This is a genomic window from Paraburkholderia lebeckiae, assembly GCF_050436225.1.
GTDB classification, from domain to species: Bacteria; Pseudomonadota; Gammaproteobacteria; order Burkholderiales; family Burkholderiaceae; genus Paraburkholderia; species Paraburkholderia tuberum.
The window spans coordinates 3,146,136-3,165,829 of sequence record NZ_JBNDLU010000002.1 but is presented as its reverse complement, the minus strand read 5'-3'; the positions used below and the strand labels follow the sequence as shown (position 1 = coordinate 3,165,829).

Below are 19,694 nucleotides of genomic sequence, written 5' to 3'. Positions count from 1 at the left end.
GGTCAGAAAAGCGCAATTATAAATTGGAACCGGACCGCTTCCGGCAAGGTCGCATCGAGGCGCGGCAACACGTGTTTTTAACGCGAGTATTACCGTGGTTTTTAACGCGAATTTTTAGCGCGTTTTTGCCGGCGATTGTTACCGGTCGAGGTCGGTGCGCAGGTCAAAATTTTCCATTGCACGCAAGTGAGCCAACATGATCTCCAAATCCATTTTCAAGGCCTATGACATTCGTGGCGTCATTGGCAAGACGCTCGACGCCGACGCCGCGCGTTCCATCGGTCGCGCATTCGGAAGCGAAGTGCGTGCGCAGGGCGGCGACGCGGTCGTGGTCGCGCGCGACGGACGCCTGTCGGGCCCCGAGCTGATCGGGGCGCTGTCCGACGGCTTGCGTGCGGCCGGCGTCGATGTCGTGAACGTGGGTATGGTGCCCACGCCGGTCGGCTACTTCGCGGCGAGCGTACCGTTGAAACTGGCGGGCGGCGAGCGGCGCGTCGACTCGTGCATCGTCGTGACGGGTAGCCATAATCCGCCGGACTACAACGGCTTCAAGATGGTGCTGCGCGGCGCGGCCATTTACGGCGAGCAGATCCTCGCGCTGCATCAGCGCATCGTCGACGAGAACTTCGCCGACGGCAGCGGCAGCTACGCCGAGTACGACATCGCCGACGCGTATCTCGAGCGCATCGCGAGCGACGTGAAGCTCGCGCGTCCGATCAAGATCGTCGTCGATACCGGCAACGGCGTGGCCGGTGGGCTCGCGCCGAAGCTGTTCAGGAAGCTCGGCTGCGAACTCGTCGAACTGTTCACCGAAATCGACGGCAACTTCCCGAATCACCACCCGGACCCGGCGCACCCGGAGAACCTCGAAGACGTGATTCGCGCGCTGAAGGAAACGGATGCGGAAATCGGCTTCGCGTTCGACGGCGACGGCGACCGCCTCGGCGTCGTCACCAAAGACGGCCAGATCATCTACCCGGACCGTCAGCTGATGCTGTTCGCCGAAGAAGTGCTGTCGCGCAACAAGGGCGCGCAGATCATCTACGACGTGAAGTGCACGCGCAATCTCGCGAAGTGGGTCAAGGACAAGGGCGGCGAGCCGCTGATGTGGAAGACCGGCCACTCGCTCGTGAAGGCGAAGCTGCGCGAAACCGGCGCGCCGCTGGCTGGCGAAATGAGCGGCCACGTGTTCTTCAAGGACCGCTGGTATGGTTTCGACGACGGCCTGTACACGGGAGCGCGTCTGCTTGAGATCCTCACGCGTGTCGCCGACCCGAGCAAGCTGCTGAACTCGCTGCCGAACTCGCACTCCACGCCCGAGCTGCAACTGAAACTCGAGGAAGGCGAGAACTTCGAGCTGATCGCGCGTATGCAGCAGAACGCGAAGTTCACCGGCGCGGACAACGTCGTGAAGATCGACGGTCTGCGCGTCGAGTATCCGGACGGCTTCGGCCTCGCGCGTTCGTCGAACACGACGCCGGTCGTGGTGATGCGTTTCGAGGCCGACAACGACGCGGCGCTCAAACGCATCCAGGACGACTTCCGCCGCGTGATTCTCGCGGAGAAGGCCGATGCGAAACTGCCGTTCTAACGGCTGATGCGGCACGGCGCTTCGAAGTTCGTCAAGACGGCTCGAAGCGTCGCCGCTACCGAACGCGGCGCGGGTTGCCTTACCGCGCCGCGTTTTTCATGTCTTTCGTGGACGGCGCGCTAGAATTGCGGTCCTTTCAACGCATCTTCGATGCCGGATAGCCGGTTTTCCCACTCTTGAGCGCGCAAAAGATACTGATCGTGAGGGTGTCGTCGCTGGGCGACGTCGTTCACAACATGCCCGTGATCGCCGACATCCGGCGCCGCCATCCCGACGCGCAGATCGACTGGCTCGTCGAGGAAAGCTTCGTCGGGCTCGTGGAACTCGTGAGCGGTGTGCGGCGCGCGATTCCGGTGTCGCTGCGGCGCTGGCGCAAGCGCATCCTGTCCGTCGACAACTGGCGCGAGATCGGCGCGTTTCGCCGCGCGCTCGCCGCCGAGCACTACGATCTGGTGATCGACTGCCAGGGCCTCATCAAGACCGCGTGGCTCGCGAACATGGCGCGCGGACCGCTCGTCGGCCTCGGCAACCGTACCGACGGCGCCGGCTACGAATGGCCGGTGCGCTTTTTCTACGGGCGGCGCGTGCCGATCGCGCCGCGCACGCACGTGGTCGAACGCACGCGTCAACTGGTGGCCGCGGCGCTGAACGATCCGCCGCCGCAACCCACCGACGACATCGACTTCGGCCTCGACACGGGCCGCGCCGCGCTCGCGCTGTCGCAGGCGAATCTGAATCTGCCGGTGCCGTACGTGGTCTTCGTGCACGCGACTTCGCGCGCCGACAAGCAGTGGCCCGATGCCGCGTGGATCGAACTCGGGCAAGCGCTGGTGCGGCGCGGCGCGTCGATCGTGCTGCCGTGGGGCAGCGACGCCGAGCGCGCGACCAGCGAGCGGCTCGCGAAAGAGTTCGGCGCGGCCGCGATCGTGCCGCCGAAGCTGTCGCTGCCGGCGGTGGTGGGGCTGATCGATGGCGCGGCCGCGACGGTCGGGGTCGACACAGGTCTGGTCCACATCGCGGCGGCGCTGAAGCGGCCCACGCTCGAGTTGTACAATTTCTCGACCGCGTGGCGCACCGGCGGCTACTGGTCGCCGAACGTCGTCAATCTCGGTGCGGCGGGGCAGCCGCCTACGCTGCAGCAGGTGAAGTCGGCGCTTGCCGGCTTCGGGCTGTTGTAACCCGGGCCGGCAGGCATCAGCACCTGCTGCAACCTGTCGGTGCGCTTCGCCTTGCGCACCCTCCGTTCCAAAGGGCGACCATGAACGAATCCCAGATCATCGAAGTAGCGAACGCCGACTGGCACGGCTGCAATCTGTCCGTGCCGCGTGAGACGCTGCTCGCCGGCGTCGAGCGCGGCAAGGTGCTGTACTTCCCGAACCTGCGCTTCGCGATCGACGGTGGCGAGCAGGCGCTGCTCGACCCGGCGCTCGCCGATCCGAACCGCAAGAACATCAGCCTCGAACCGAACGGCGGCGCGCTGCATGGCGTGGCCGGCGATGCGGTCACGCAGTCGGCGGTGCGCGCGTTGATCGCGCGTTATCAGGCGAATGCGCGCACGCTCGTCGACGGGCTCTTTCCCGAGTACAGCGGCAAGCTGCGTGTCGCGCCGACGAGCCTGCGGTTGCATCAGGTCGAGACACGCGAAACCTCGTGGCGCAAGGACGATAGCCGTCTGCACGTCGACGCGTTTCCGTCGCGGCCGAATTACGGCGAGCGCATCCTGCGCGTGTTCACCAACGTCAATCCGCATGGCGTGCCGCGCGTATGGCGCGTCGGCGAGCCGTTCGAGGACATGGCGCGGCGCTTCCTGCCGCGTATCAAGCCGCAGATGCCGGGCTCCGCGTGGCTGCTGAACCTGCTGCATGTGACCAAATCGCTGCGCAGCGAATACGATCATCTGATGCTCAGTCTGCACGATGGCATGAAGGCCGACCTCGACTATCAGAAGACGAGCCCGCAACAAACCATGCCGTTTCCACCGGGCAGCGTGTGGGTGTGTTTCTCGGATCAGACCTCGCATGCGGTGATGTCCGGCCAGTTCATGCTGGAGCAGACTTTCTTCCTGCCAGTGAAGGCGATGGCGCAGCCGGAATGCGCGCCGCTCGGCATTCTCGAGCGCCTGAAGGGCAGGGCGCTGGTTTGAGCGCGGCGGTCGATTCGAAGGCCGGGCAGATGCCGGCCCGCATCGCGCGCGTGAGCGCGCTGCGCTTTCCGAATCACGCGGGGCGCCGATGCTAAGGGCGATCTATCGCGCGCTCTGGTGGCTCATCGCGCCGCTTGCGGTGCTGCGTCTGTTGATCCGTTCGCGCAAGGAGCGCGGTTATCGCGAGCATATCGGCGAGCGCTTCGGTTATTCGCGCGGGCGCTTGCCAGAAGACAGCGCGCCGTTGATCTGGGTGCATGCGGTGTCGGTCGGCGAGACGCGCGCCGCGCAGCCGCTGATCGATGCGCTGATGAATGCGCGCCCCGACGCGCGCATTCTGCTTACGCACATGACGCCGAGCGGCCGTGCGACAGGCATCGAGATTTTCGGCGACCGCGTGTTGCGCAGTTATCTACCGTACGACATGCCGCATGCGGTACGGCGCTTCTTGCGCGTGTGGCGGCCGTCGCTCGGTCTCGTGATGGAAACCGAGGTGTGGCCGACCTTGATCGACGAGTGCCGTCGCGCCGACGTGCCGCTCGTGCTGACCAACGCGCGGATGTCGGCGCGTTCGTTCAAGCGCGCGGCGAAATTCGGCGGTGCGACGAAGGACGTGTTCGGCGGCTTCGCGCGCGTGCTCGCGCAGAGTCCGTCCGATGCCGAGCGGTTGACCTCGCTCGGCGCGCGCAATGTCGCGGTGCTCGGCAATCTGAAGTTCGACATGAGCACGCCGCCCGAACTCGCGGCACGCGGCCACGCATGGCGCGCGGCGATCGGCACGCGGCCCGTGTGGGTCGCGGCGAGCACGCGCGAGGGCGAAGAAGCGCTCGTGCTCGAGGCGTTCGCGGCGCTAGGCATCGATGATGCGCTGCTGATTCTGGTGCCGCGTCATCCGCAGCGCTTCAATGAAGTCGCGGCGCTCGTCGAGAAAGCGGGGTTGCGGCTCGAACGCCGATCGAGTTGGGCGCCCGATGCGAAGGTCGCGTCGGCGGCGCGCACCGCTGACGATGGCGTGGCGCCGCTGCCTCGCGACGTGAACGTGCTGCTCGGCGATTCGATGGGCGAGTTGGGCGCTTACTACGCGGCGTCGGATCTTGCGTTTATCGGCGGCAGTCTGTTGCCGCTTGGCGGACAGAACCTGATCGAAGCGTGCGCGGTCGGCGTGCCGGTGCTGATCGGGCCGCACGTGTTCAACTTCACGCAAGCCACCGCCGATGCGGTCGCGGCCGGTGCCGCCGTGCAGGTGCAGGACCCGGCCGATCTGGCGCGCGCGCTGCGCGAGCTGTTCGGCGACAAGTCGCGGCGGCTCGCGATGGGCGGTGCGGCTGCCGCGTTTGCGGCGAGGCATCGCGGGGCGACGGCGAGGACGGTGGATGTGTTGGCGGCGTTGTTGCCGGAATAGGGGTGACTGTGGTGCCGCGGTTAGCAAAAAAGGGACGCCCGACTCTGTTGTACTTTTTAGAGCTCAACTGGGTTTTCGGCGCAGGGACCCGCGCGCTCAGCGAAGAAGTGCGAACGCCATCCTGGCGAGTGAAGCGTCACTTGCTTACACCTTCAACAACCCCTTCTTTTCAATAAACTTAACCACGTCGTCGAGACCCTCGAGCACCTTCAGATTACACATCACAAACGGCCGCTCGCCGCGCATCTTCTTCGCATCGGATGCCATCACGTCGAGGTTCGCGCCCACCAGCGGCGCGAGATCGGTCTTGTTGATCACGAGCAGATCCGACTTCGTGATGCCGGGTCCGCCCTTGCGCGGAATCTTCTCGCCGCCCGCGACGTCGATCACGTAGATCGTCAGGTCCGACAGCTCCGGGCTGAAGGTCGCCGCGAGGTTGTCGCCGCCCGATTCGATGAACACGATGTCCGCATCCGGAAAACGCGTGAGCATGCGGTCGACCGCTTCGAGGTTGATCGATGCGTCCTCGCGGATCGCCGTGTGCGGGCAGCCGCCCGTCTCGACGCCCATGATGCGCTCGGCCGGCAGCGCGCCCGCGACGGTCAGCAGACGCTGATCCTCTTTCGTGTAGATGTCGTTCGTGATCGCGACGAGGTCGTACTGGTCGCGCATCGCCTTGCACAGCATTTCGAGCAGCGTGGTCTTGCCCGAGCCGACCGGGCCGCCGACGCCCACGCGCAGCGGCGGCAGCTTCTTCGTGCGGGTCTGGGTCGCGGTATGGGAAGCAGGATGATGAGGTGCGTTCATGATGGATCGTGGGAATCGTGTTACGAGCGGAAGAGCCGCGAATACTGCGACTCGTGGCGCGCCGACAGAATGCCGAGCTGCGGTGCGAACGTGTTGAGGTCGTCGCGCGAGGTCGCGAGCGCGCGCGCGACGGCCGCGTCGATCGGCTCACGCAGCGCGACGATGATGCGCTGCCCCGCGAGTTGGCCGAGCGGCACCGCCTTCAACGCGGCGGCGGCCTGGTTCTCGACCCAGCTGAACGCATAGGCGGCGAGCGCGGCATCGACCGGAGCATTGTGCGCGTGGGCGGCGAATGCGAACGCGCTCGGCAGCGCGAGTGGCGTGAGCGACGCGAGCGTTTCGCGCCTCGCCACATCGCCCCATTCGAGCGACACGCACAGTTGTCGCAGCGACCAGCCCATCTGCTCCGTTTCGCGGCGCAGTTCGGCGGACTCGCGACTCGCGAGGAATTCGGCGTTGGCGTCGGCGAGTTCCACGGCGTCGTGCGTGCGCCAGCGCTCGATCTGCTGCGCGAGGAACGGCAACTCGCCGCGCGCGAGCACGTCGGTCAGGCCGCGTTCAATCCATATGCGCGCGGAGTCGGCATCGGTGATGAGCTGCGCTTCGATCGCCGCTTCGAGTCCCTGGGAATAGCTGAACGCGCCAATCGGCAGCGCCGGCGACGCGAGATGCAGCAGCGCGGTGAGTTCAGCGATGCGCATGGTGATGCGAGTGGTGTTCATGTCCGCACGTTTCGTCGTGCACGTGGTCATGGTCGTGATCGTGCGAGTGCGGAGAACCCTCATGCGCATGCTCATGCCCGTGATGCTCACCAAACACCTGCTGCGCGATCGCATAGTCCTCGGCGAACGTCTCGTCGTGCCCATGCTTATGTCCACCGCCATACGCCCCGGCTTCAGGCTGAAACGGCAGCGACACCTGCTCGACCGTCACGCCGATGCGCTTGAGCATGTCGGCGAGCACCGGATCGTATTCGAGCTTCAGATAATCGGCGCCCACTTCGACCGGCGTATGACGATTGCCGAGGTGATAGGCGGCGCGCGTCAACGTCAACGCGTCCGATGCGCGTACGACAAGCACGGCTTCATCAGCAGCAACGACACGCACGAGCCCGCCATCATCGGCGACGAGCACGTCGCCATCGCGCAGCACGGTGCCGCGCGGCAACAGCAAGGCGATTTCCTCGCCGTCATCGAGCGTCGCGGCGAGACGGCTCTTGCGACGTTCATCGAACGCGAGCGTCAAAGTCGGCGCACGCTTGACGAGTACCGGCGCGATCTTCAGATGCGGCGCGAGAAGTTTGTTCAGTGTACGCATGATCAGAACAGGAAATAGCGTTGCGCCATCGGCAGCACGGTGGCCGGATCGCAGGTCAGCAACTGGCCGTCGGCGATCACCTGGTAGGTTTCCGGATCGACGCTGATGTTCGGGCGCCACGCGTTGTGAATCATGTCGGCCTTCGTCACGTTACGGCAGTTTTTTACCGCGACGATGCGTTTCTGCAAACCATAGCGTTCGGCCACGTTCGCATCGGCGGCGAGTTGCGACACGAAGGTCAGCGACGTGCGGCCCAGCGCTCCGCCGCGCGTCGCGAACATCTCGCGATAGTGCACGGGCTGCGGCGTCGGAATCGACGCATTCGGATCGCCCATCTGCGCCATCGCGATCATGCCGCCCTTCAGGATCAGCGACGGCTTGATGCCAAAGAACGCCGGCTCCCAGAACACGAGGTCGGCCCACTTGCCCGGTTCGATCGAACCGACTTCATGCGCGATGCCGTGCGTGATCGCCGGATTGATCGTGTACTTCGCGACATAGCGTTTCGCGCGGAAATTGTCGTGGCGCGCGTTGTCCTCGGGCAGCGCGCCGCGTTGCACCTTCAACTTGTGCGCGGTCTGCCACGTGCGGATGATCACTTCGCCGACGCGGCCCATCGCCTGCGAATCCGAAGAAAGCATCGACAGCGCGCCGAGATCGTGCAGGATGTCCTCGGCGGCGATCGTCTCGCGGCGAATCCGCGATTCGGCGAACGCGATGTCTTCGGCGATCGACGGATCGAGGTGATGGCACACCATCAGCATGTCGAGATGCTCGTCGAGCGTGTTGACCGTGTAGGGCCGCGTCGGATTCGTCGATGACGGCAGCACGTTCGCTTCGCCGCACACCTTGATGATGTCGGGGGCGTGGCCGCCGCCCGCGCCTTCGGTGTGATACGTGTGGATCGTGCGGCCCTTGAACGCGGCGACGGTCGCTTCGACGAAGCCCGCTTCGTTTAGCGTATCCGTGTGGATCGCGACCTGCGTGTCGGTATCGTCGGCGACGCCAAGGCAGTTGTCGATCGCCGCGGGCGTCGTGCCCCAGTCCTCGTGCAGCTTCAGGCCGATCGCGCCCGCGGCGATCTGTTCGGTCAGCGGGGCCGGCTGGCTCACGTTGCCCTTGCCGAGAAAGCCGAGGTTCATCGGATAGCCGTCGGCCGCTTGCAGCATGCGTTCGAGATGCCACGGCCCCGGCGTGCAGGTCGTCGCATTCGTGCCGGTCGCGGGGCCGGTGCCGCCGCCGAGCATCGTCGTCACGCCGCTCGCGAGCGCTTCCTCGATCTGCTGCGGGCTGATGAAGTGGATGTGCGTATCGATGCCGCCCGCGGTCACGATCAGCCCTTCGCCCGCGATCACTTCGGTGGCCGCGCCAATCGCGATCGTCACGTTCGGCTGGATGTCCGGATTGCCGGCCTTGCCGATCGCCGCGATGCGGCCGTCCTTGATGCCGATGTCGGCCTTCACGATGCCCCAGTGATCGAGGATCACCGCGTTCGTCACGACGGTATCGACGACCTCGGCATGCACGCGCTGCGACTGGCCCATGCCGTCGCGAATCACCTTGCCGCCGCCGAACTTGACCTCTTCACCGTAGGTCGTGAAGTCGCGCTCGATCTCGATCAGCAGTTCGGTGTCGGCGAGGCGCACGCGGTCGCCGGTGGTGGGGCCGAACATCTCCGCGTACGCGCGGCGGCCAATGCGTAGTGTCATGGTGTGGGTCCGAAATGAGCGACAGGCAAGGCAAGGCGGAGCAGGGCGGTCGAAACGCCAGGGCGCGGGCAGCGCATCACAGCTTGCCCATCACCTTGCCGTTGAAGCCGTAGACGACGCGCTCGCCGGCCAGCGCGACGAGTTCGACCGTGCGCTCCTGACCGGGCTCGAAGCGCACCGCGGTGCCCGCCGCGATGTTCAGGCGAAAGCCGCGCGCCGCTTCGCGATCGAACGACAGCGCGTCGTTCACCTCGTAGAAATGATAATGCGAGCCGATCTGCACGGGACGGTCGCCGGTATTCGACACGACCACCGTGACCGTCGCGCGGCCCGCGTTCAGTTCGTGCTCGCCGTCGTCGATGAGGAGTTCGCCGGGAATCATGGGGCCTGCCTTGACGAAGAGGAGTTCAGGGAATCGGGTGATGGACGGTGACGAGCTTGGTGCCGTCGGGAAACGTCGCTTCGACCTGGATGTCGGGGATCATCTCGGGCACGCCCTCCATCACGTCGGCGCGCGTGAGCAGCGTGGTGCCATAGTGCATCACCTCGGCGACGCTCTTGCCGTCGCGCGCGGCTTCCATCAGCGCGGCGGTGATGAAGGCGACCGCCTCCGGATAGTTCAGCTTGAGGCCGCGCGCGCGGCGCCGTTCGGCGAGCAGCGCGGCGGTGAAGATCAGCAGCTTGTCCTTCTCGCGAGGTGTCAGCTTCATCGGGTGTGGGTCTCGGCGTTTGATGTGTCGTGGCGGCGTCGTGGTCGCGCCGCGGTGACGGGGTCCTGGCGTCGCGCGATCAGCCGATCACGGTATCAAGTCCGGCTAACGGCGCGCTTACAACTGCGTTTGCGACCGCGCATGCCACCGCGTCTGCAAAATTACAGGTCGGCGGGCAGCGGTGCGCCGAACCACTTCTTCGACATCGCACCGAGCGTGCCGTCGTGTTTGGCCTGGGCGATCGCGGTATCGACCTTCTGTTGCAGGCGCGGCTCGTTCTTGTTCATGCCGACGAAGCACGGCGAGTTCTTGATCACGAACTTCGGCTCCGGACGGCGCGGCGGATTTTTCGCGAGGATCGCGGCCGCGACGATGTTGCCGGCCGCGATCAGTTGCACCTGGCCGGACAGGAACGCGGCGATCGTCGCGTTGTTGTCCTCGAAGCGCTTGATCGTCGCGTTCGGCGCCATCTGCGTGAGACCGATTTCCTCGAGCGCGCCGCGCGTCGCGCCGACGGTCTTGCCGGTGAGATCGGCGGGACCGCTCACCTTGATGTCGGCGGGACCGAACACGCCCTGGTAGTACGGCGCGTACGCGTTCGAAAAGTCGATCACCTTCTCGCGCTCGGGCGTTTTGCCGAGCGACGAGATCACGAGGTCGACCTTGCCCGTTTGCAGATACGGAATGCGGTTCGCGCTGTTGACCGGCACGAGTTCGAGCTTCACGTTCATCGCTTTGGCGAGCAGCGCGGCCGTGTCGATGTCATAGCCCTGCGGCTTCATGTCGGGGCCGACCGAGCCGAACGGCGGATAGTCCTCGGGCACGGCGACCTTCAGCACGCCGGCCTTGGCGATGTTGTCGAGCGTGTCGGCGTGCGCGGGGCCCGCATGAAACGCGAGATCGGCGACGATGGGCAGGGCGAGCAATGCGGCCAGCAAGGCGCGGCGCGCGGAGCGGGAGAGAGTGCGGGTCATGGGCGTGAGCGGTGGTAGTGTCGTTGGAGTCGGGTCGTCGCTGGCTTCATCGTGGCCGGCCGCGAAGTGGCGAGTGCAACGCAAGCTGTGTGCCATCCCTCTGCGGCGCGGCGTGGCGGCGTGCTGCGCCAGTTCGCGCACATGGTTGGGGCGTGCGCGTGCGCCGCCTTGGTGCGCAAAGAGCGTGATGAAGACGAAAGCGGGAAGCCGTGCTCTCAGGTCGACCAGATCCGCAACGGCACCGCCGTGACACCATGCACGACCGGCCGCAATTGCAGCCAGCAGCGCGTGAGCGCGTGCTGCAGCGTTTCCATCGAGCGCGACACCGCGCGCACGAGCAGCACGCCGTTCGTCACGCACGACGCGGCCGCTCGCAACGTATCGTCGAACGGCAGTTGCGCGCTCAGCGATTCGGCGAGCGCGTCGTCGCAAGCGGCGCCTACGGCCCACAGCGTGCCGTAGGCCGGAAAGCCGGCGAGCCCCTGCGGCGCGCCGCGCAGCGGATCGTCGGCGGTGAGGCTCGCGCGTTCGAACCACAGCAGCTCGCCATTCGCGCCGACGATGCGCGACACCGCGCGCAAGCTACCCGCCGACCAGCGTTCGCCGGCCGCCTGGCGTCCGAGCTGGGTCGCGTCCCAGCCGATCGCGCTCGCGCCGGCGCCGAGCGTCAACGAAAAATCGAGTTGCGCGTTCGCATGATCGAACACGATGTTGTTCTGCGGCAGCCAGTCGAGCTTCGCGTGCTCACCGACACGCAGCGCGATGCGCTGCCGCGCCGCGCGGCCGTTCGACTTGTACCACTTGGTTGCGCCCGGCGTCGTCAGCACCGCATGCGTGTGCGCGGCGAGCGTGATGTCGATGTCGAGCTGATCGCCACCCGCGACGCCGCCGGGCGGATGCACGATCACCGCGTGACAGATCGCCGGGCCTTCCGGATAGAGCGGCCGTTGCACGCGCAGCGGTCCGTCGTGCCGCCGGTGCGCGAGCGTCGTGCGAGCGTCGCCGCCGACGAAGCCGAGTTCGAGTCGCGCGCGCCACGGCGTGTGCCCGGCGGCGAGCGTGGCGTGATTTTCGTGAAGCGACATGCGGATGGATGGGGGAATCGGCGTGCGGCGAGGATAGCACGCGTGTCGAAGCGCGGAAGCCGCGCAAGCGGCTACGATGCGGCCCCTTCTGGCGAGGCCTCGGTCACCGACAGCACCTTGATGCCCTCCCACTGCGGATGCAACAGTCGCAGCAACGCAAGGATCGCGCGGGGGGTGTTTTCCTGGACGGTCAACGAGTCGCTGCCTGTCTGGATTGCTTTCTTGCCATGTTGGCAATACTGATATTCGACATGAACCGTCACGGACATGCTTTTCTCCCTCTATATCGATGTTGTGTCGCCGACCCAGGCCGTATCGCGGCGGCGTCTAGCGTACTAGTGTCGGCTCGGCGTGATCGTCCACGCCCCGTTCCGCGCGATTGATGAATCCGCAGTCGAGCAATAGCTGACAGAAAGCTTCCGGCGAACACGACGGCCCGGTCGTCCCGGCCATTCTCGCGAGAACGTCGGGGAACGACGCGAGCACGTGCCAGCTGTCGTAATACGCGTGCAGCTGGGGCGCGAGTTCGTTGCCGAGCTTCTCCCAGCGCACCGACAGCATGCCGACCGTACCGCCGTTGTCCACCTCGAATAGACCGAAAGTGACCGCCGACACGACGTTCATCACCCTGCAATAGGAGGCTGGGTTTCTGTAAAACTCGCGTCTGACCTGCTTGTTGTCGTTCATGGTGTCCACCTCGTCGAACCGTTGCGGCGTTGCCTAGCCTGTGTAACGGTTGCGCGGCGGATAACTTGAGCTCGCTTACACGGCAATCAACCCTCTTACCCCATCCGTATCCATGTTCGCCCCCTCGCCGCCCGCGACGATCTCGCCGCGACTCATCACCCAGTAACGATCGGCGATCGCTTTGGCGAAGTCGTAATACTGCTCGACCAGCAGCACCGTCATGCCCATGTCCTCGACGAGCTGCCGCAGCGTGCGGCCGATGTCCTGAATGATCGACGGCTGGATGCCCTCGGTCGGCTCATCGAGGATCAGCAGTTGCGGCTCGCTCATCAGCGCGCGGCCAATCGCGAGCTGTTGCTGCTGACCGCCGGAGAGATCGCCGCCGCGCCGGTTGCGCATGTCCTTCAGTACCGGGAAAAGCTCGTAGATGCGCTCGGGGATTTTTTTCGGCGCCCTTCTGCTCGCCGCGCCCACCAGCAGATTTTCCTCGACGGTGAGGCGCGGAAAGATATCGCGGCCCTGCGGCACGTAGGCGAGCCCCTGGGTGACGCGGGCATGGGTCGGCAGTTTCATCAACTGTTCGCCGCGCCACGCGATCGCGCCGCTTTTCGCGGGCACGACGCCCATCAGGCAGCGCAGCAGCGTGGTCTTGCCGACGCCGTTGCGCCCGAGCAGCACCGTCAGCTTGCCGTCGGGCACCGTGAGCTTCACGTCGCGCAGAATATGGCTGCCGCCGTAGTATTGGTTCAGTCGGTCTACTTCGAGCATTGTTCAGTCGTCCTGTCGGGTTGACGATGCGGTGCCGCTTCCGGGAGCAATCAGCGGCCCAGATAAGACTCGATCACCGTCTCGTCGCGCTTGACTTCGTCGAGCGTGCCGTGCGCGAGCACGCGGCCTTCGGCCATCACCGTAACCTTGCCTGTGTCGCCCGCGAGCGCCGCGACGAACTCCATGTCGTGCTCGACGACCATCATCGAGCAGGTGCCGCGCAGGTGGTTGAGCAATTCGGCGAGTTGCATCGTTTCGTCGTCGGTCATGCCGGCCGCGGGTTCGTCGAGCAGCAGCAGCGCCGGTTGCTGCATCAGCAGCATGCCGATTTCGAGGCGCTGCTTCTGGCCATGCGACAGCTCGCCGGCGAGCCTTCGCGCTTCGCTTTCCAGCCCGATCAGCGCGAGCGTTTCCTCGATGCGGGCCTGCGCGTCGCCATCGAGCCGCGCGCGCAGCGACGCCCACCAGCCCTTGTCGGTCTTCATCGCGAGTTCGAGGTTTTCCCACACCGGATGCTGCTCGAACACGGTCGGCTTCTGGAACTTGCGGCCGATGCCGGCGCGCGCGATCGCCGGTTCGTTCATGCGCGTGAGATCGATCGACTGGCCGAGAAACACCTTGCCGTGATCGGGCGCGGTCTTGCCCGTGATCACGTCCATCATCGTCGTCTTGCCCGCGCCGTTCGGGCCGATGATGCAGCGCAGTTCGCCCGCGTCGATCGCGAGCGACAGCGCGTTCAGCGCGCGAAAGCCGTCGAAGCTGACCGTCACGTCTTCGAGGTAGAGGATCGTGCCGTGCGATACGTCGATCTCGCCGGGCACGACCGCGTGTCCCATGCTCGCGACGCCGCTCAGCGAGCGTTCCGGTGGTGCTTCGGGTAAATCCAGATCGGGAACCATCGGGTTTTCGTTCATCAGCGGTTCCTTTTACGCGTCAGCAGATCGGCGAGCCCCATGATGCCGTTCGGCAGCAGCAGCGGCACCAGCACGAAGATCAGGCCGAGAAAGAACAGCCAGTATTCGGGGAAGTTCGCCGTGAAGAAGCTCTTCGCACCGTTCACGGCGAACGCGCCGATGATGGGGCCGATCAGCGTGCCGCGTCCGCCGACCGCCACCCAGATCGCCATTTCGATCGAGTTGCCCGGCGACATCTCGCCCGGATTGATGATGCCGACCTGCGGCACGTACAACGCGCCCGCGATGCCGCACAGCACCGCCGACACGGTCCACACGAACAGCTTGTACGCGAGCGGGCTGTAGCCGAGGAACATCAGCCGCGTTTCGCCGTCGCGCACCGCGGTCACCACGCGGCCGAGCTTCGACGTGACGATCGCGCGCGCGCCGATGAACGCGGCGATCAGCACCGCGAACGTAATGAGCAGCAAGGCGGCGCGCGTGCCCTGATGCGTGATCGGAAAACCGCCGATGCGCTTGAAGTCGGTAAAGCCGTTATTGCCGCCGAAGCCCGTCTCGTTGCGATAGAACAGCAGCATCGCGGCGAAGGTCATGGCCTGCGTGATGATCGACAGATAGACGCCCTTCACGCGCGAGCGGAACGTGAAGAAGCCGAACACCCACGCGACCACGGCGGGTACCAGCACCACAAGCAAGAGCGCGTAGCCGAGATGCTGCGTGCCCTGCCAGTACCACGGCAACTGGTGCCAGTCGAGAAACACCATGAAGTCGGGCAGATCGCTGCCGTACTTGCCGTCGTGGCCGATCGCGCGCATCAGGTACATGCCGATCGCGTAGCCGCCGAGCGCGAAGAACAAGGCGTGACCCAAACTCAGGATGCCGCAGTAGCCCCACACCAGATCGAGTGCGAGCGCGGCGATCGCATAGCACATGAACTTGCCGGTCAGCGTCATCGCATACGCGGACAGATGAAAGGCGCTCGTCTCCGGAATCACCAGCGCGGCGAACGGCACGCCGAGGCCGAACACGATGATCAGCGCGATCAGCGCGAGCCACGCGCGACGCGACAACAGCGCGGGCCGCGGTGGCAGGCCGAGCGCGAAGCCGGTGTTGGACTCGCGCGCGCCGCCAGCGCCAGCGGCACTGGCGCGCGACGACGAAGCGGAAGCGGGGTCTGCCGATGAAGTAGCCGATGTCATCTCATGCCTCCGCGCTACGGCCCTTCAAGGCGAACATGCCCTGCGGACGCTTCTGGATGAACAGCACGATCAGCACGAGCACCGCGATCTTCGCGAGCACCGCGCCCCAGAACGGTTCGATCGCCTTGCTGACGAGTCCCAGCCCGAAGCCGCCGAGCACGGTGCCCGCGAGCTGGCCGACGCCGCCGAGCACGACCGCCATGAACGAATCGATGATGTAGCTCTGGCCGAGGTCCGGCCCGACATTGCCGATCTGCGACAGCGCGCAGCCGCCGAGCCCCGCGATGCCCGCGCCGAACGCGAACGCATACGAATCGACGCGCGCGGTCTTCACGCCGACGCACGCGGCCATGCGACGGTTCTGCGTGACCGCGCGCACGAACAGACCCAGCCGCGTGCGCGTGAGCACGGCCCACGCGATCGCAACGACGATCAGCGAGAACGCGAGAATCGCGAGCCGGTTGTACGGCAGGATCAGATTCGGCAGCACGGTCACGCCGCCGCTCATCCACGACGGATTGACGACCTGGACGTTCTGCGCGCCGAACAGCATGCGAGTTGCCTGAATCAGGATCAGGCTCACGCCGAAGGTGGTCAGCAACGTTTCGAGCGGGCGGCCGTACAGGTGCTTCAGCACGAGCCGTTCGAGCACGATGCCGACCAGCGCCGCCGCGACGAACGCGGCCGGTATCGCAAGCAGCGGATACCAGTCGAACGCATTGGGCGCGAAGCGCTGAACGAGGTTCTGCACGACGTAGGTCGCGTACGCGCCGATCATCAGGAATTCGCCGTGCGCCATGTTGATCACGCCGATCAGGCCATACGTGATGGCGAGGCCGAGCGCGGCGAGCAGCAGCACGCTGCCGAGCGACAGCCCCGCGAACAGCGTGCCCGCGATCTGGCTGCGGCGCTGGATCGCATCGAGCTCATCGATGCCGCTTTGCGCGGCCGCGCGCACGCGTTCGTCGGCTTCGGCAAACGTGCCGTCGGCTTTCTTCGCGACCAGCGGGCGCAGCAGTTCGTTCATGTCGAGGTCGTGGCGCGCGGCGACCAGTTGCACCGCTTCGAGGCGCTTGGCCGGATCCGGGTCGTGCAATGCGCTCATCGCCCACAGCGTGTCGAGACGTTTCTTCAGAGCGGGATCGGTTTCTTTTGCGCGCGCCGCGTCGACGAGTGGCTTGATCGACGGATCGGGGTTTTGCAGCAGCGCATCGACGGCGGCTGCGCGTGTCGCCCGATCGGGCGAGGCGAGTTGCAGACCCGACAACGCGCCCGCCACTTTGGAGCGCAGCAGGTTGTTCAGCGTGACCGGTTGCGCGTCGCTCGTGGCGACGGGCTGGCCGGTGACGGCATCGCGGGTGGCGTCCCCGTCCTGCAGCAGTACCGCGCCTGCGTCGGTGGCGAGCGCGTTGTCGTCGGCGAGCGCCTTGAGCACCGCGAGCGACGCGGCATCGTGCGTGGCGATCAGCTTGTCGATCGCGGCGGACTTCGCCTCGAAGTCGTCGCCAGCGAGCGGCGCGACGTCGGCCTGGGTCAGCGCGAATGCAGCGCCCGGCGCGGCGGCGAGAAGGACCGCGAGCAGCAGCAGGAGCTTCGCGCCGCGTCGTCGTACGGAAGTCGGAAATGAAAACGCCATGATGGCCTTTTGCACTGGTTGAATCGATGAGCCGCTCGAGAGCGCGAGGGCGTCGCGCAGACGTCGCCGCCGCTTCAGCGGGACGTTGCCGCGCATTGGCGTGCGCGGTCACGCCGCGCGACGCAGCGAACGCGCGGCGGCGCGAAGCGCAGCGCGTCTGGGTCACGCGCGCGCGCGTCGGCACGCAGGTCGCGCGTCGCGACCGAAGCGGCGATACACGCGCGGTGAGCCGCGCGCCACATTGCCGCCGCGAGCCGCGACGAGGCTCACGCCGACAAGTCATGCGACTCGCGCGCGCCGCAGGAACGCCGGAATCGAGCTGACCACATCCGGCTTGCCCGCATTGCCGGCGATGAACGGGCTCCACGGTTGCGCGCGAATCGGTCCCTTGGTGCGCCACACGACGTTGAACTGGCCATCCGCGCGTACCTCGCCGATCATCACCGGCTTGTGCAGATGGTGGTTGCCGTCCATCTCCAGCGTGAAGCCCGACGGTGCGGCGAAAGTCTGGCCGACCATCGCGACGCGCACCTTGTCGACGTCGGTGCTCTTTGCTTTCTCGACCGCCTGCTTCCACATATGCATGCCGACGAAGGTCGCTTCCATCGGATCGTTGGTCACGCGCTTCGTGCCGCCCGGCAGGTTGTTGTCCTTGACCCACGTGGCCCATTGCTTCTTGAACTTCTCGTTGGACGGATTGCGCAACGACATGAAGTAGTTCCAGGCCGCGAGATTGCCGACGAGCGGCTTCGTATCGATACCGCGCAGCTCCTCTTCGCCGACCGAGAACGCGACGACCGGCACATCCGATGCCTTCAGCCCCTGGTTGCCGAGCTCCTTGTAGAACGGCACGTTCGAATCGCCGTTCACGGTCGAGATCACGGCGGTCTTGCCGCCTTGCGAGAAGGTCTTGATGTTCGCGACGATGGTCTGATAGTCGCTGTGGCCGAACGGTGTATAGACCTCCTGAATGTCGGCTTCCTGCACGCCCTTCGATTTGAGGAACGCGCGCAGGATCTTGTTGGTCGTGCGCGGATATACATAGTCCGTGCCGAGCAGGAAGAAGCGCTTCGCGCCGCCGCCTTCGGCGCTCATCAGGTATTCGGTCGCGGGAATCGCCTGCTGGTTCGGCGCGGCGCCCGTATAGAACACGTTGCGCGACATTTCCTCGCCTTCGTACTGCACCGGATAGAACAGCAGGCCGTTCAGCTCCTCGAACACCGGCAGCACCGACTTGCGCGACACCGAGGTCCAGCAGCCGAACACGACCGCGCACTTGTCCTGCGTCAGAAGCTGGCGCGCCTTCTCGGCGAACAGCGGCCAGTTCGACGCCGGATCGACGACCACTGGCTGGATCTGACGGCCCATCACACCGCCGTTCTTGTTGATGTCGGCGATCGTCATCAACGCGGTGTCTTTCAGCGACGTTTCGGAGATCGCCATCGTGCCGGACAGCGAATGCAGGATGCCCACCTTGATCGGGCCGCTACCGGACTGCGCGTGCGCGAACGGCACGCGGCCGGCGAGCGCGAGCGCGCCGGACATGGAGCCGTACTTCAACAGACTGCGACGTTTCATGTGCTTTCCCCTTGTCATTGATGGTCAATGTTTATGAGCGTCGATTTCAGCCAGCCTGGCTGAGCTCGCACGAGTAGCCGCTCGTCTACTGCAAGGCACATGCCATGTGACACACTCGACGCGGTGCGCGTGCGATGCCCATTGCGGCGCGGCTATCGGCGCGAGGGCGGCGCGTCGAGCCATCGGTGCCGCGGCGCGAAACTGGTGCAGTCGCGCGCGCCGCGCTTCGTTCGGGTGCGTGTCGTGCCGCGACGAAGCGTACTTCGCCGCCAGCGAAGCGCCGGTGGCGCGCGCGGGGCATCGGCGTGCATCGGCGGTGCATCGGCGGCATCAGTGCGCCGCGTCTTTGTGCATGTCGTGCGCTCTGGCTACATCGGACGACTAGTGATGCGGAACAAGGAGGCCCGACATGCGCGAACGGGTGCAGGGCGGGGAAATGGACAGTGCTCGCCTGCTAGCACGCGAAAGGCGGAGGGCAGCGCACCCGGTTCATCGGACGCGAGCGCGGCTATCGAGGCGTCGGGTTCGGCTTCGGTGGGATTTCGGTCCGTGGTATGGCGCTGATTCACACGGCGTGGGTACAAAAAAGCCGACTCGCGAGGGTCGGCTTTCCGTTTGCCAGTGTCTTGGACCGATGGTTCGGGATTTACTTCAAGGGGTCGTGAAATGATACGTACTGTTCGATGAAGCTCAGTCGAACGCTTCTGGAGCGACTGTCCCGCCTTCAATCACCAAATGTTTCGCATCGCGTCTATCGAGCTCGACTCAATAAGTCGGAACCGACGGATCGACCTGACGCGACCACGCGTCGATCCCGCCTTGCAGATTGAACACGTTGGTGTGTCCGCGCGATTCGAGGAACATCGCGACCTGCGCGCTACGCGCACCGTGATGGCAGATGCAGACGATCTGCGCGTCGTCATCGAGTTCTTCGCTGCGCGCGGGAATCTCGCGCATCGGGATCGACACGATGCCGGCGATCGACGCCGTTTGCAGTTCCCACGGCTCGCGTACGTCGAGGAGCACGGGTGCGGGGCGCGAGGTATCGGCGAGCCATTCGGCGAGTGCGGGAGCGGTCAGGTTTTGCATCAGCGAGACATCCAGTTAAAAGGACGACGGCTTACTCGCCGCTCGTCCGGATCAACAATACAGCGCGAAGCGCGGCGAAAAAGAG

At 65.6% G+C, this 19,694-nt stretch carries 20 protein-coding genes; 4 read left to right on the top strand and 16 right to left on the bottom strand.

Translation table 11 applies throughout. The annotated features are described in order from the left end of the window. The first annotated feature begins 196 nt into the window (after positions 1–196). The 4 genes from OKW45_RS29190 to waaA all read left to right on the top strand — a co-directional run bounded on the left by OKW45_RS29190 (position 197) and on the right by waaA (position 5,136). Entirely contained in the window at positions 197–1,591 is a 1,395-nt protein-coding gene (locus OKW45_RS29190; protein WP_429472597.1) for a phosphomannomutase/phosphoglucomutase, read from the top strand. A 176-nt stretch (positions 1,592–1,767) separates the two neighbouring features. Further along, on the top strand, positions 1,768–2,769 hold the full coding sequence (waaC, locus tag OKW45_RS29185; protein ID WP_184007710.1) for a lipopolysaccharide heptosyltransferase I: 1,002 nt from the start codon (positions 1,768–1,770) through the stop codon (positions 2,767–2,769). 80 nt (positions 2,770–2,849) lie between these two features. Then, entirely contained in the window at positions 2,850–3,734 is an 885-nt protein-coding gene (gene kdoO / locus OKW45_RS29180) for a Kdo hydroxylase KdoO (protein WP_018419642.1), read from the top strand. Positions 3,735–3,822: 88 nt separating this feature from the next. Next, positions 3,823–5,136 carry a lipid IV(A) 3-deoxy-D-manno-octulosonic acid transferase gene (gene waaA, locus OKW45_RS29175; protein WP_018419643.1) on the top strand — a complete coding sequence of 438 codons (1,314 nt, stop codon included), beginning with the start codon at positions 3,823–3,825 and terminating at the stop codon, positions 5,134–5,136. A 144-nt stretch (positions 5,137–5,280) separates the two neighbouring features. On the opposite strand, the gene ureG is transcribed toward waaA, so the two are convergent. The 16 genes from ureG to OKW45_RS29095 form a co-directional block, all read right to left on the bottom strand. Next, positions 5,281–5,943 carry an urease accessory protein UreG gene (ureG, locus tag OKW45_RS29170; RefSeq protein WP_184007713.1) on the bottom strand — a complete coding sequence of 221 codons (663 nt, stop codon included), beginning with the start codon at positions 5,941–5,943 and terminating at the stop codon, positions 5,281–5,283. 20 nt (positions 5,944–5,963) lie between these two features. After that, positions 5,964–6,644: an urease accessory protein UreF gene (locus tag OKW45_RS29165; RefSeq protein ID WP_184007949.1), complete on the bottom strand. Its 681-nt coding sequence runs from the start codon at positions 6,642–6,644 to the stop codon at positions 5,964–5,966. Then, positions 6,631–7,260, bottom strand: coding sequence for an urease accessory protein UreE (gene ureE, locus OKW45_RS29160; protein ID WP_429472594.1), 630 nt, complete (start codon positions 7,258–7,260; stop codon positions 6,631–6,633). Before ureE ends, OKW45_RS29165 begins: the two co-directional genes overlap by 14 nt. A gap of 2 nt (positions 7,261–7,262) precedes the next feature. Next, complete coding sequence (gene ureC, locus OKW45_RS29155) at positions 7,263–8,969, bottom strand: urease subunit alpha (RefSeq protein ID WP_429472592.1); 1,707 nt, start codon at positions 8,967–8,969, stop codon at positions 7,263–7,265. Positions 8,970–9,045: 76 nt separating this feature from the next. Continuing rightward, the gene (locus tag OKW45_RS29150; protein WP_013088655.1) at positions 9,046–9,351 is read right to left on the bottom strand and encodes an urease subunit beta; all 306 of its coding nucleotides are present in this window, start codon (positions 9,349–9,351) and stop codon (positions 9,046–9,048) included. A gap of 25 nt (positions 9,352–9,376) precedes the next feature. After that, on the bottom strand, positions 9,377–9,679 hold the full coding sequence (ureA, locus tag OKW45_RS29145; protein ID WP_008923043.1) for an urease subunit gamma: 303 nt from the start codon (positions 9,677–9,679) through the stop codon (positions 9,377–9,379). A gap of 161 nt (positions 9,680–9,840) precedes the next feature. After that, positions 9,841–10,653: a transporter substrate-binding domain-containing protein gene (locus OKW45_RS29140; RefSeq protein ID WP_429472590.1), complete on the bottom strand. Its 813-nt coding sequence runs from the start codon at positions 10,651–10,653 to the stop codon at positions 9,841–9,843. A gap of 215 nt (positions 10,654–10,868) precedes the next feature. Then, positions 10,869–11,738, bottom strand: a complete 870-nt coding sequence (locus OKW45_RS29135; RefSeq protein ID WP_429472588.1) for an urease accessory protein UreD — start codon at positions 11,736–11,738, stop codon at positions 10,869–10,871. Between the two features lie 71 nt (positions 11,739–11,809). Beyond that, entirely contained in the window at positions 11,810–12,007 is a 198-nt protein-coding gene (locus tag OKW45_RS29130; RefSeq protein ID WP_018419651.1) for a hypothetical protein, read from the bottom strand. 58 nt (positions 12,008–12,065) lie between these two features. After that, entirely contained in the window at positions 12,066–12,425 is a 360-nt protein-coding gene (locus tag OKW45_RS29125; protein ID WP_113061892.1) for a hypothetical protein, read from the bottom strand. Positions 12,426–12,500: 75 nt separating this feature from the next. Continuing rightward, the gene (gene urtE, locus OKW45_RS29120; protein WP_429472586.1) at positions 12,501–13,193 is read right to left on the bottom strand and encodes an urea ABC transporter ATP-binding subunit UrtE; all 693 of its coding nucleotides are present in this window, start codon (positions 13,191–13,193) and stop codon (positions 12,501–12,503) included. A 50-nt stretch (positions 13,194–13,243) separates the two neighbouring features. Beyond that, on the bottom strand, positions 13,244–14,107 hold the full coding sequence (urtD, locus tag OKW45_RS29115) for an urea ABC transporter ATP-binding protein UrtD (RefSeq protein ID WP_187611808.1): 864 nt from the start codon (positions 14,105–14,107) through the stop codon (positions 13,244–13,246). Next, the gene (gene urtC / locus OKW45_RS29110) at positions 14,107–15,306 is read right to left on the bottom strand and encodes an urea ABC transporter permease subunit UrtC (protein ID WP_429472584.1); all 1,200 of its coding nucleotides are present in this window, start codon (positions 15,304–15,306) and stop codon (positions 14,107–14,109) included. The genes urtD and urtC overlap by 1 nt, the downstream gene beginning before the upstream one ends. Before the next feature lies 1 nt (position 15,307). Beyond that, entirely contained in the window at positions 15,308–16,942 is a 1,635-nt protein-coding gene (gene urtB, locus OKW45_RS29105; protein WP_429473384.1) for an urea ABC transporter permease subunit UrtB, read from the bottom strand. Between the two features lie 279 nt (positions 16,943–17,221). Then, positions 17,222–18,520 (bottom strand): urea ABC transporter substrate-binding protein, encoded by a 1,299-nt coding sequence (gene urtA, locus OKW45_RS29100; protein WP_429472582.1) that lies wholly within the window; start codon positions 18,518–18,520, stop codon positions 17,222–17,224. Positions 18,521–19,285: 765 nt separating this feature from the next. Then, on the bottom strand, positions 19,286–19,609 hold the full coding sequence (locus tag OKW45_RS29095; RefSeq protein WP_018419659.1) for a rhodanese-like domain-containing protein: 324 nt from the start codon (positions 19,607–19,609) through the stop codon (positions 19,286–19,288). Positions 19,610–19,694 lie beyond the last annotated feature (85 nt).